The organism is Lentibacillus cibarius, from assembly GCF_005887555.1.
In the GTDB taxonomy this organism is placed as follows: Bacteria; Bacillota; Bacilli; order Bacillales; family Amphibacillaceae; genus Lentibacillus; species Lentibacillus cibarius.
Map to the genome: position 1 here is coordinate 2,724,645 of NZ_VCIA01000001.1, position 12,763 is coordinate 2,737,407.

Annotated in this window: 11 protein-coding genes; 6 read left to right on the forward strand and 5 right to left on the reverse strand. The window is 42.0% G+C overall.

What is annotated here, in order from left to right; all coding sequences use genetic code 11:
* Positions 1–297 precede the first annotated feature (297 nt).
* Together istB and istA are read right to left on the reverse strand one after the other, a co-directional pair.
* Positions 298–1,032 (reverse strand): IS21-like element helper ATPase IstB, encoded by a 735-nt coding sequence (gene istB / locus FFL34_RS13350; RefSeq protein ID WP_138604630.1) that lies wholly within the window; start codon positions 1,030–1,032, stop codon positions 298–300.
* A gap of 5 nt (positions 1,033–1,037) precedes the next feature.
* Positions 1,038–2,534, reverse strand: a complete 1,497-nt coding sequence (gene istA / locus FFL34_RS13355; protein ID WP_138600592.1) for an IS21 family transposase — start codon at positions 2,532–2,534, stop codon at positions 1,038–1,040.
* Between the two features lie 367 nt (positions 2,535–2,901).
* Between istA and FFL34_RS13360 the strand changes: the two genes are divergently transcribed.
* Positions 2,902–3,366: a hypothetical protein gene (locus FFL34_RS13360; protein WP_138603852.1), complete on the forward strand. Its 465-nt coding sequence runs from the start codon at positions 2,902–2,904 to the stop codon at positions 3,364–3,366.
* Positions 3,367–3,911: 545 nt separating this feature from the next.
* Here FFL34_RS13360 and FFL34_RS13365 read toward each other — a convergent pair.
* Positions 3,912–5,105: an IS256 family transposase gene (locus tag FFL34_RS13365; RefSeq protein ID WP_138602395.1), complete on the reverse strand. Its 1,194-nt coding sequence runs from the start codon at positions 5,103–5,105 to the stop codon at positions 3,912–3,914.
* Positions 5,106–5,696: 591 nt separating this feature from the next.
* Here FFL34_RS13365 and FFL34_RS13370 point away from each other — a divergent pair.
* A complete protein-coding gene (locus FFL34_RS13370) occupies positions 5,697–6,179 on the forward strand; it encodes an Hsp20/alpha crystallin family protein (RefSeq protein ID WP_138603853.1) in 483 nt (160 codons plus the stop codon).
* A gap of 330 nt (positions 6,180–6,509) precedes the next feature.
* Complete coding sequence (locus FFL34_RS13375) at positions 6,510–6,866, forward strand: DoxX family protein (protein ID WP_138603854.1); 357 nt, start codon at positions 6,510–6,512, stop codon at positions 6,864–6,866.
* A 211-nt stretch (positions 6,867–7,077) separates the two neighbouring features.
* On the opposite strand, the gene FFL34_RS13380 is transcribed toward FFL34_RS13375, so the two are convergent.
* Positions 7,078–8,268 carry a Glu/Leu/Phe/Val family dehydrogenase gene (locus FFL34_RS13380; protein WP_138603855.1) on the reverse strand — a complete coding sequence of 397 codons (1,191 nt, stop codon included), beginning with the start codon at positions 8,266–8,268 and terminating at the stop codon, positions 7,078–7,080.
* A gap of 676 nt (positions 8,269–8,944) precedes the next feature.
* Between FFL34_RS13380 and FFL34_RS18690 the strand changes: the two genes are divergently transcribed.
* Both FFL34_RS18690 and cudC read left to right on the forward strand, forming a co-directional pair.
* On the forward strand, positions 8,945–9,199 hold the full coding sequence (locus FFL34_RS18690) for a type I restriction enzyme endonuclease domain-containing protein (protein ID WP_234031505.1): 255 nt from the start codon (positions 8,945–8,947) through the stop codon (positions 9,197–9,199).
* A 1,124-nt stretch (positions 9,200–10,323) separates the two neighbouring features.
* The gene (gene cudC / locus FFL34_RS13390) at positions 10,324–10,884 is read left to right on the forward strand and encodes a choline uptake/conversion transcriptional regulator CudC (RefSeq protein ID WP_138603856.1); all 561 of its coding nucleotides are present in this window, start codon (positions 10,324–10,326) and stop codon (positions 10,882–10,884) included.
* 154 nt (positions 10,885–11,038) lie between these two features.
* Here cudC and FFL34_RS13395 read toward each other — a convergent pair whose 3' ends face one another.
* Positions 11,039–11,764 carry a M48 family metallopeptidase gene (locus FFL34_RS13395; RefSeq protein ID WP_138603857.1) on the reverse strand — a complete coding sequence of 242 codons (726 nt, stop codon included), beginning with the start codon at positions 11,762–11,764 and terminating at the stop codon, positions 11,039–11,041.
* A 277-nt stretch (positions 11,765–12,041) separates the two neighbouring features.
* Here FFL34_RS13395 and FFL34_RS13400 point away from each other — a divergent pair, with 277 nt between their 5' ends.
* Entirely contained in the window at positions 12,042–12,476 is a 435-nt protein-coding gene (locus FFL34_RS13400; RefSeq protein WP_138603858.1) for a universal stress protein, read from the forward strand.
* Positions 12,477–12,763 lie beyond the last annotated feature (287 nt).

The window sequence follows — 12,763 nt, forward strand, 5'->3', positions numbered from 1 at the left end:
CGCGCTTCGCTTGCTGGCCTCATCTTTGGTGTAGAAGTCTTCCGACTTCAACACCAAAGATGAGGTATATGTTCTCCCATAAACATTTTACTCTAACCCCAAGAAAAGCTTAAAGATGGCACCTTTATGGCTATTCTCTCTTTAATTATCCTAATCGAATGGATAAGTGTGTTTGGCAAGTAAAAAGTACATAAAATGGCAGTAATTTTTACATAACCTTGCCAGCCCATTCACCTCAATGAAGCTTTCGCTTTTTATTATATTTTCAAGGTTCGAATAGTCCGTCGTGATAGCCGATTATTCAAGTGTTTTACTTTTTGACAAAGCATTTGTTAGTCGATAGCTCTCACCTGCGAAGGTGATGATATGAGCGTGATGTACAAGCCGGTCCATAATAGCCGCTGTGAGACGCTTATCGCCAAATATCGTGTTCCATTGCCCAAATTCCAAGTTGGAGGTAACGATCACGCTTATGTTTTCATAACACTCGGCAATCAAGCTGAAAAGCAATTCAGAACCGTCTTTATGAAAGGGCACAAAACCGAGTTCATCCAAGATGATCAATTCGGCTTTCCGGAATCCCTGCATAAATCGATGCAATGTCCCGTTACGGTGCTTTTCCAGTAGCTTGGAAACAAGGTCGTTTACGCGATAAAATCTCACCTCTTTTCCTCTCCGGCACGCTTCAACCCCTAATGCGGTGGACAGATGCGATTTTCCCGTCCCCACAGAACCCACCATCATGACATTTTGTTGGTTTTCCAGGAAGAATAAGTCCTTCAGGGCATCCATGGTAACCGTTGAAGGAAGTTCCGGTGCCCAGGACTCATCATAATCCTCCAACGTCTTCAGCTGGCTGAAGCCAGCCTTTTTGATTAAACGCTGCACTTTATTATGTTCTTGTGCCTGCACCTCTTTTTCCAAACAATGCAGAAGGAACTCTTCATATGTCTCGGCCTCGATTTGATCATAAATGTCGCCGATACGTCCCAGTTTCAGCTTTTTACAGTAAATCTGAATGCGTTCGTTCATCTCCATTATGACCTACCTCCCATGAGCGCGTTATACGCATCCAGAGCCGGTTCGTAATCCCTTAAATTGGAAGGTGTATAGGATTCCTCCAGATAGTCCGGTGCTTCCGGACGTATTGTACGATACAATTCCTGATAGACAATGCCTTCTTCGCCCCAAAGTCCAGTGGATATATGGTCAAGGGCTATGGTAATCTGATCCACATGGTATCCGTCGCCCAGCCATTGAATGAGGCACCCCATTCGCCTTTTTCGATGGGGAAGATCAGTCACACTCAAGTATCGCTTCAGCGTTTCAGGGAGTGCTGAGTAAACCATCGTGTAAGGAACCGCCTTCGGCTTATGCAACACTTGTTTTAATTCCTGCATCCAGTCGATTTCCTGCTGTTTCAGGCTGAACGGACGCGGGAGAGTAGCCAATGTTTCATACGTTTCATTCAGGACTTCCAAACGGTCCCAATATATTTTGAGTGAAACAAGCTGCTGAGCGCTTCCTCCAGGAACCTGAAGGCGCTCCTGATCCAAGTGAATCTTGCCATATTTATCTAGTTTCGTTGTTTCGAAGCAAACAACCTCAAACGAATCCCGAGGTAACTCCAAAAGCTTCGTTTGTTCTTCTTCCCACAGGGAACGGACAGATTGGTTATGTTTGTAATGCTCCTTTTCCATCGCTTCCTCGGCTTTTTGTCTCATCTCTTGATTAATCTGTTTCCAAGACGTCATGACGGGAATGGGCACAAACCAATTCCGCCTACTTGTTCCGACTTTATTTTCCACATTTCCCTTTTCATAGCCGGCCCTCGGATTACAGAAGACAGCCTCAAACCGGTAATGAAGTTTGAAACGTTGGAACATCTCGGTTAAATCACGTTCGCCATGGCCTTTGATCTTCACGACTGCGGCCGATAGATTGTCAAACCATAATTTACGCGGAACGCCTCCTGCCAGTGTGAAAAGCTGCTTGAGCCCTTCCAGGAAACAAGTGATATTCTCTCTGGGTAACACCACCAAAAAAGCACCGTTACTGTATGGAAAGGACATCACGAGGTATTTGACCTGAAGCCATTTGCCATCGTAAATAACCTCCGTAGTGCCAAAGTCTACCTGGGCCTCACCTCCGGGATGAATCAACTCACTGTAGGTTTTCTTCTCATCTTGGGCCAATGCCTTCTTTCGCTTGGAGACGTAGCCTGTAACGGTGCGAACTCCTCCGGTATAACCGCATTCATCACGAAGACGCTGGTAAATACGAATGTTCGTGTGACGCTGTTTTCGTTTCCGGGACAGGTCCTCCGTCAGCCAAGCTTCGATAATATCCAAATAAGGGCCCAGAATCGGATAACGTTTGATTCGTTTCTTGATTTCCGGACTCCAATCCTCCCGATCCCCGTACTTCTTGGCGGTTCGCCAATTAATGCCGAGCCGATTTGCCAGGGAATTGATGGATAGCCCTTCCTCCTCCCGTAAAAAATTGATATAGTTAACTTGAGCCATTGCTAGCATCCTTTCATTCCTCCCCCATGTTTATTGGACTTTACATGCAGGAGGTTAATAGATTTTGGGATGACTGGCAAGGCTCTTTTTTTATAATGGCAGTTGTGTATTTTTACGCTGCCGAATTATGTAGTTTTATTCTGCCATAAACAGATAAGACAATTAACAAATAAGAGCAAAGATGCTATGCTTCAATTAAAAAATACTTAAGGGGACGTTTAAGATGGTAGCCCTTTTAGGAACGGTTATTTATGGCGTGACAGATTACTTTCATTTTATATAATTCAAATGTGTGCATTTTTACAAACGGAATTATGCAAGGGAGCGATACATTATATTCTTTTCACGATGGACTTTGTTTCAAGGTATTATTATTATGCTACTGGTGGTTCTGGCGTATATAGCGGATATGTTTAAGAAAGATATAGGAGTACCATTCTCTTCAACCGACGTAATAAATATACCAATGTTGATGACGGCTTTGTTTTTAGTAATAGTAATTGGTTTGTTTAGCTTAATGATGTACTTTCAAACTAAGAAAAGCGACACTTTTTTAAGGCACAGTTTATGGGATAAAATGTATATTATAATGCCCGTTATCTTTGGAATATCCGTAATCATAGTTTTTATTTTATTTCTGACAGGACCGTTAAGTGAAGTGACACAAATCAATCGTTGGATAATATATGCGTTAATTTATTATATTTTATTTTTAATTAATGCAACTGTTTTAGCAATTGTACACAACGCAAAAAAGAATACTATCTCTAATGAAAATAAAATTGGTTATTCGTTTGTTTGGACGTCACTAGGTCTGTTAGTCGTTATTTTTATACTGTGATTGTTTTCAACAACTGGGCACAGTTGCGGCATAACGGTATTTCAAAATTGGGCCAGAATCTGGGGAATCACCTACTTTGGCCCAGACATATACAAGAGGCTGAGTAAAGAATAGGTACATACTTACATAATCGTGCGCAACATTAATAAAGATTAGCGACCACTATTGAAGAAAAGGATCAGATTATCATAAAACAATGAAATCACTAATATTTCAAAGCTATCTTACGGAGATAGCTTCATTTTTACGCGGGGGCGTCAATAATTTTGTGTAAATGACCCTATTCCTGTAGAAGGTTAGCCATTGTTTTTCAAAGTTTCAAGATTAGGTGGCTGCTCTAAGCCACAGCGGCAGCTGCTTGTCCTTGACCCTGCGCCTCTTCTTCGTGATTCGCTGTGTTGGGTTCAGGGACCCGGCCAGCGAGAACGTAGAAGAGATCGGTCGTGGTACGCTCGGTGTGCGGATGGAGCCCCTTGAGGGCTTTATTTTGCCCAGCCGCCATGTACACACCACCACGACCGCAAGCAGGGTCAAGGATGGCGGTGTTAAGCCTGATTTTCCAGCGCTTCAAACATCTGCAGTAGTTCGGGCTTCGCCTTTCCAAATCCTTTGTGGCACCGCATACCGAATTTATGGTTGTAATCCAAAAATTGGGTTACCAGAAAACGTTCCAGGGCATCCTCGTTGGGAAATTGTTCTTTGCGTTTGACGTAGCGTTTGATTTCCTTGTTAAATCCTTCGATGAGATTTGTGGTATAAATACTGGAACGGATGGATACCGGGAAATCATAGAACGTTAATAAGCGATCCTGTCTCATCACTGCGTCGACAGCGCGAGGATACGTTTTGTGCCATTTATTTTGAAATTGGTCCAGGGCACTAAGAGCTTGCTGGCGGTCCTCAGCTTCGTAAATAGCCTTGAAATCATCCAGAATAGCCGCACGATCTTTCACACGAACTTTGTTAGCGATATTGCGGGAAACATGGACACAGCACACCTGATGTTTGGCTTTTGGGTAGACACGATGCAAGGCATCTGTCATGCCGTTCAAGCCGTCCGAAATAAAGAGAAGGACATGTTCAACACCGCGTTCAGATAAGTGCTGTACCAACTCCTCCCACACATTGGCGGATTCCGTTGGGGCAATGGTAAAGTCCAGTACTTCTTTGCCGCCATCTTCTGCAATGCCAATGGCAATATAGACCGATTCTTTTTCAACGCTTTGACGACGAATCGGGATCTGGGTGGCATCCAGATAAATGCACACATAACGTCGCTCCAGGGTTCGCTCATGGAATGCCTGAACATCTTCTGACACAAGCTGTGTCAGATTTGAAACGGTCTGTTTGGAATAATGTTGACCATACATTTTTTCGATCAAATCAGCAATTTCATCCGTCGTTATGCCCTTTTCGTACAAATGGATTACAAATTGTTCCAGCGTGTCGTTAGAACGTTTATAAGGCGCCAGCGTTTGTTGCTGAAAGGAACCGTTGCGGTCTCTGGGAATATGCAGCTCAAGGCTGCCGTATTCCGTTTTGAACGTTCGGTCATAGAACCCGTTACGGGAATTACCGGAGTTAACGCCGGCCTGCTCATAAGGCTCATAGTCCAGGAAAGCCGTTAATTCGTGTTTTAAAAGCTGATTGATGGCTGTTTCCAAGTGATGGCGAAAAATTTCTTCAATATCCTGCTTTTGGGCTAGTCCTTCTAGCAAATCTGTAGTAAGATGACTCATAGGGAAGACCTCCTGTGGGTTTTGTGTGCTAACTCTATTCTACAGGAAAAGGTCTTCCTTTTTCTATGACCATCGTTTAGGTATATTCATTTACACAAACTATTTTACGCTCTCTTTTACGCTTAAATGTAATGTATATATTAACTTATGTAATTTATATATTGAATAAGGTAAACTATATGTATAGCTTATTATATCTTTTTTAAAGATCATAAGACCAACATCTAAAACACCAAATTTTCATATACTAATGGTTTAACTGTCTTACGCAATCGGGAGCTTTAATGGTAAACCTCTTGACTAAAATCTGGAATATGTTGTATATTAAAAATAGAAATTAGCACTCGGCTAGTCCGAGTGCTAAAAAGAGGATATCAGAACAAAGGAGTTGATTTGTTATGACTACATTCATTCCTTTTAGTATGATGGGTGACTTCTTAAACAAAAGAAGGCTAAAAGGCAAAGCTCTTTTGGATGAAGATTAGCAAGCACTTCAATTGAAGCAATATCTCTTTTAGGAACGTGAACTTCACTTCTGTCGTATAAAATTGAGTGCTAATGCTATATTCATTTAAAAAGGAGTGATTGGTTATGGCAGGATTAATCCCATTCAACAGGAAGAACCGCAACATCAATAATCTAAGCCTAACACCTAAAAATCCTTTTAATATGATTGACGACTTTTTTGATGAGGCTTTTAGCGATTTACCATTTGCCAGAAGAAATCTAGTTAATGATCCGTTTAAGATTGATGTAAGAGAGCAAGATGACAAATATCTAATTGAAGCAGAATTGCCTGGTGTGGAAAAAGATGATATAGATTTAAATTTAAACGAAGATGGTAGATTATCTATCTCAGTTAACAGGGAAGAAAACGTGGATGAGAAAAATGAGGATGGCAACTATATCCACAGAGAAAGACGCTACGACTCCATGCAACGATCTCTATATTTAGCAGAAGCTAATCCAGATGGAGAGGTAGATGCAAAGCTAAAAGATGGTTTGCTAAAAATCACGGTAGAAAAGAAAGAACAAGAGCAGAATGATAATGTTCGTAAAATCGATATTCAATAAAGCTATATGGCAAAAACCCTGCGGTCAATCCGTTAGGGTTTTCTTTTTAGATTCTTTCGCAATCGGGCGCCTATTAGGAATAAATGCTAGTGCTCAAACTGAATACAAGCGCCGGCTTTCATCACCCGTGCAATGATCTGTTCCGGTGCCGTTTCATGGTTTACACAGCAGCCTTCCATTAAAGAGATAGCAGAATAGGGCCTTGCAAGCAATACCTTTGGATGTTGCAGATGATTTTGGTATGATATGTGCTGTTAATGTTTTTTATCATTGTCATTAAATGTGGAAAAACGCTAGGAAAATACACAATAGACTCAGGAGTGAACAGATATGCTACAACATTTTTCCAATGGTTATGTTGCAAAAACCCTTTTCCAAAGCAGTTTGCCAAAGGTGCAAAATGATGACCAAGCTGCAGCGCAATTTAAAGAAGGCTTTAACTTATCCAGGAATGCAATGAAGTTTACAGGCCTTCTTGAATTGATTGGTTCCGTATTTTTATTTATATCAATCATATCCAAATCAGGGAAAAAATTTGCGAGAATTGGCGTGCTGCTGACCAATATTGTTCTTGGTGGCGCCATTTTTAAACACCTTCAAGCTGGACATGGCGTGGATGGTTCCAAAAAGGCATTGAAATTGTTTGGTTTAAATATCCTTAATTTTATAGAAACCATGCGTAAATAGACTCTTCATAAGGAAGCGGAAATCAATTGCCTTAGCGATTGATGGATGTCAATTCATTATAAATTGCATAAAAGAATGAAAACAAAATCCCTCAACCATAAACGGTTGGGGGATTTTGTTTTGTTGTATAGTGGTTTTTGTATACGCATTTTCTGTCAAAAAGCCAGCCTCTAACTTGAAGACTGGCTATATAATAGATGCAAGATCTACATTACTTCCCACTCACAGCGGCATACTTTTTTTCCGGTCCCGGTGTGTCACTGACGCTTGGTTTAAATAGTTGTTTTGCGATGTTTCGTTGATATGCTTGTTTCTTTGCAGCCTCTGAAAAGAGCTTGCGAACATTTTTGCGGCATAATGTATCAATATCGTCTATAACAGCCTGTGTTTCTGGTTCAATCAGTCCGAAAAGAATGGCGTCATAAAATCGAATTGAACCAAGGTTGGCGATGAAGTCATTAACGATGTCGACTCCTTTTTCCCTTAACATATCATCTCCCTCTTTGGAGACGGGATTATTCGCTGCCTCTACAACTAAATCACCCTTGATTTTATGGGCGTTTTCACCATTTACTGCATTTTCTAATGCTGCCGGAATGACAATATCACAATCGACATCAAGCCATTCGCTATTGGACTGTACAACGTAGTGAGGCTCGAATGATGCTTGATCCATTTCACCGTATTCATTTTTCGATTCGATAAGCTTGTTAACGTCAAGCCCTTCTGGACAGGTTACAAGCAGGTTTGCGTCTGATATTCCTACAATTTTATAGCCGAGCTGCTCCAATTTAAGTGCACAACTTGCCCCGACACTGCCGAATCCTTGAATCACCACACGGGCGTTAGTATTCCCGCCTTTTAAATTCCATGCTTCATCAGCCGAGAAAGCAACACCATAGCCTGTGACAGCATGATCCAGGAAAAGCCCGTCGATTTTTGTTTTCAATAATTCGTTGTAATCGTTTATCCCTTTCTGTACCGTTTCATCCTGTTTCATCGATTTTGTGATGGGAAGGTCAAAGTCAAATTCCTTAAAAACGTTCAGCACATCATGATAGCTTGTACCGAGGTCCTCCCCGAGCGATGCACTTACATCAGTAGTATCGGAATTGATATAAGGCATCATAGCAATCACAAACCTACGTAATACTTCTTTGGCGTCCGAGGCTTTATAGTCATAAGCAATTCCGCCTTTGCATCCACCTGTCGTTGTACTTTCCGAAGCTACATATTTGTAGGCCATCGTTTTGGCCAAATGTTCCACTTCTTGCCTGGTAACTTGCGGGTGCATTCTAATTCCGCCTGATGTGTATCCTTTCACAAAGTTGTGGATGACCAGCCAGCCTGTTGCATCTGTTTCCGTATCATTCCATTCGATTACTAAGTATGGTTTCTCCATTACATACGACCTCCATTTCAATGATTGGTTAGCTCATTCGCTGCAAATAATCACATAGTCAGGGGGCTTACATGAATACCTTCATCTTCTGTTTCTTATGTACAATTTGGGGACACTGGTATGAAATTGCCTAATAACAGACATGCGGCAACCAAACTGTTATATAATAATATCCTAACACTGCTATCTTATTTGTCAACTTTTCAGTCAATTTGTTGGACGTAATGAGGTTTTGTAAATTTGGAACAATTTTACGTGAAGGAAAGAACTCCACAGTATTTTCCGATGATTCTTAGAACGGGATAAAAGGTGATGGCTATACCGAATCTTTTACTCGTCCTTATCCCCTTTATTTTCAACTTTCGCAAACATATAGTCTGCCTTCCCATTTTCTGCTATCATAGACCTAAATATGACTGCTAATGGAGGAAGTAGGACATGGGAAAATTGACGTTGTCTGAATTAGAATCCCACTTATGGGAATCAGCGAATATATAGAAATCTTCCGAGAGCATGGACATGGTATTGCCGAATCCGAAAGCGAAAAACTTTGTTGATGATCTGAAGTGGCTCGGTAAAATTCGCAAACTCGCCAAGTCGCGCTTTCATGTGGAAACAGGCATGGATATATCCGACTGCGGCGCGAAGGTAAAGGAACTGATTGAGGAGCATGTGTATGCGACAACACCGCATGTGCTCGTCGAACCGATCGATAGAGGAAAACGTGAAAGAATTGACACATATTATCACGGAAATTTTCCAGGACAACGCAGTGATTGATTGGACGTTTAAAGACGATGTGAAACGGGAGATGCGTAAACGAATCAAGCGACAGCTCCGTGCCAGCAACTGTCCGTCGAAGCAGGTGGAACATTTGGCACGACAACTCATGGAATTGGCTGAAGTGCACTATAAGCATATTGCTGGGTAACGAAAGGGCTGTTTGACCATGACAAACGAACGCTATGTCATGTAGCGTTTCGTAGTGTTGGTGCATATTGCAAGGACCAAAGAGCCTAGACCACTCCATGTTGTTGGTGCAATGGCGGCGATTATTAGCCAATTTTTTAACCACACCAAAATAATCCCGGTTGAACCAGAAGGCATTTGTTGTTATTGGTTTATGTTTTGTTTTATTTTTGTTTATGTATTGTTTAACTAATGGGTCCGCATTGTGGTCCGCAAAGTGGTCCGCATTGTGGTTCACCTTGTGGTCCGTATTGTGGTTCATGTTGTCCTCCATAAAGTGGGCCGTATTGTCTTTCATATTGATATTCACGTTCTTGTGGACTGTGTTGTCCTCCGTATAGTGGACCGCGTTGTCTTTCACATTGTCCTCCATCTTGTGGATTGCATTGACTTCCGGTGTTAGGTCAACCATTGCGTCATTTGCAGATTGTTCAGATCTTTCTGTCGCTTGTGGTTCTGATTGCGCCATCTCGTCATTTGCTACATGTTGCGTGTGCGGTTGTTCATCATAAGCTGGGATATGCTGCCCCTCTTCTGTCACCGATAAGCTGTTTATCCGGTGCAATGGCTTAATCAGGGAAATCATTTGATACGTGGCGGTCTCGTTGCTTTCACACGTTGTCACATGAATATACCCTTGTTCCCGCAGCTCATTGCGTGCACACTGGAAGGATGCACCTTTAATGCCGGATGTTATTTCAATGATGGAATCGGGGGCAGAGAACGACTGTTGCCATCCGTTCTGATTATTAAAGTGCATCAATGTGTTCCATAACGCAATAGCCGCCCCTGATAGTGGATGGAAGTCCATTAGTTGATAAAAAGCGTTTAGTTCTTTTATATAATTCATGTTCATTCTCCTCATTCTATGTTTTTTTCAAAAGATAAGCGTTATGTCATGAAGATAAACCTTCCTATTATTATAATCGAATGATGAAAGAGTGAAGTGTCATTTTGGATGAAAATTTTTCTCCACTGATTATAAGGTGTCAACGAAAACCTAAAAGAATGTGCGCTGGTTAGACATCTGTGGTATGGTCAAGTAAACTGCATCTCATGAGGGAACATACAAAAAGGAGGGTATCTATGGGGAAAAACGAAAAATACTCAGCTGAATCAAAAATTAACCGTGCTGAGGAGGAAGTCGTGAATGCGATTGCCGAAACGATGGATTTGTACGGGGTAACACCGTCAGTTGGCCGACTTTATGCCACCATGTACTTTAAACAGCAACCGATGACCCTTGATGAAATGAAAGATGAGCTCGGTATGACCAAACCTAGTATGAGTACAGCGGTCCGTAATTTACAGGAAATCAACATTGTCCGGAAAATATGGCAAAAAGGCTCAAGGAAGGACCACTTCATGGCTGAGAAAAATTTCTTCAATTATTTTGGCCAATTTTTCGGAAACAAATGGAGAAGGGAAGCTGAGTTAAACCTTGCCGCCATTGAACACGCGGAAACCCAACTTAAGGAGGTCATAGCCGATGAAGCAGTCGAAGGATACTTAAAAGATAAAGCTAGCCAAGACCTTGAACAGTTAAAGGATTACAAGAAATATTGCCACTGGTTACGTAAACTAGCAGATTCCATTGAGTCGGGTGAAATTTTTGAGTTGTTACCTGTGGAAGATACGGAGACATAATTGCTAATAGAGTGAATATAGCGTTGAAAAGAATCCATGTTGATTGATTATTTCAAAATGGATTCTATGTTTGTACGATTCAAACGAAAAAGTGTACATAAAGCCCGTCAATCAGCTGCTCGTACAACGCGGTTCGGCAAGCGAGCCCGAACGCTTATATGCAGTGTAGTTTCATCCCGTTAATGCGCAACCATTCTTTTTGGTTTTCATAGTTGGGGAGGATAGACTTGACGACTTTCCAGAATGCTTGAGAGTGATCCTGAATAATCAGGTGGGCTAGTTCGTGTACAATCACATAATCGAACACGGCTGCAGGTGCCATAATTAGCCGCCAATTAATATAGATGTCCCCATCGGGTGTGCATGTTCCCCAGCGCTTATGCTGCGTCCGAGTCTGCATGGAATTGGGGGTGACATTCATGAGTGATTGAAAATAGGCTGCTCGTTTATGCAGCCGTTTGGTCGCCTGTCTGCGATACCATTGCGTTAGCTGTCGTTTTAGCGTCTGACTGATTTCATCTTGGGACATGTTAATCGGGACTTCAGCTACAAATCGCCCCTGGAAAAAACGTAACCGGCACGCAGGCATATGATCGCGGTGAACTTTGTGCTGGTAGTAACGATCGAGATAGGGTAATTTTTCGCCACTGATCAATTCATACGGTGTGATTTTTGTTTCTACTTGTCTAAGACTATGAATTTTATGCTGGATCCATGATGCTTTTTTTTGCAGATGACGGTTAATAGCGGATTCATCCAAGGATTCTGGTGCGTAAACTTCTACACCGCCCACAAGTGTAACGGAAATTTTCAAATCAGCGCGTGCTTGCCGGTGAAGAATATAATCAATAGCAGTTGTTCCATAATTAAGCGTTGGCATGAGGAATCACGGACCTTTACATGGTATTACTACAAACGTTAGAAGATGTGAATTTTGGAAGACCTTACAAGAAAAACCTCGCACTCGCTATATGGCGAGGCTAAACTAGAGTTTTTCTAACGTTATTATAGCACTGCTGACGGGAAAATAGTAAGTAGTTGTATTATTAATTGTCATATAATATTTAAAAAAATTACAGCCAGTCAGTCTATTTACTGGTATACTTGAAATAGGAGGAGAATAGTTCTTCCTGAATCTGCAATAGGAGGAGTGCCAAATGAAACGAAAAATACTAGTTGCATATGATGGATCTGAATTGAGTCGAGAAGCACTGAATGAGGCGAAATTGCAGGCGAGGGGAGTTCCGGAAACAGAGGTATATATCCTATCGGTTGTGACACAAGCAGGTCCGAGCGCCAATGTGGCAGTTGCACGAAGCATGGAATGGGAGTTAGCGGATAATCTGAGACCTGAACTGAAAGAAATAGAAGAAGAATTCCAAGCTGATGATATAACGGTTTATACGGATGTGGTAATTGACGTTGCCCAACGTAACGCAGGGGAAAAAGTTTGCTCGTATGCTGAAGAGCACGATATTAACTTAATTATTATCGGCAGTCGTGGTCTTGGTGGGGTGAAGAGATTACTGTTAGGCAGTGTCAGTACACGAGTCGTTCAGCATGCACACTGCCCCGTTTTGGTTATTAAATAAGTAGGCCGGTGCTCACTGTTAAATCACACGACAAATAGAATAAAGCTTTCGAAAAAATACTTGGGTACGTATCCAAGTATTTTTATTTTGGAGGTGTTATGAGCGCCCATTTTGCGAGATAGCTGCTTGGAATGGTCGCTCATCGGGTAAATGAGCGCCCTTTTGCCGAGCGGGCGGCGTAGATTGGTCGCTCAACAGGTGAATGAGCGCCCTTTTGCCGAGCGAGCGGCGTTGATTGGTCGCTCATCGGGTGAATGAGCGCCCTTTTGCCGGGCGGGCGGCGTAGA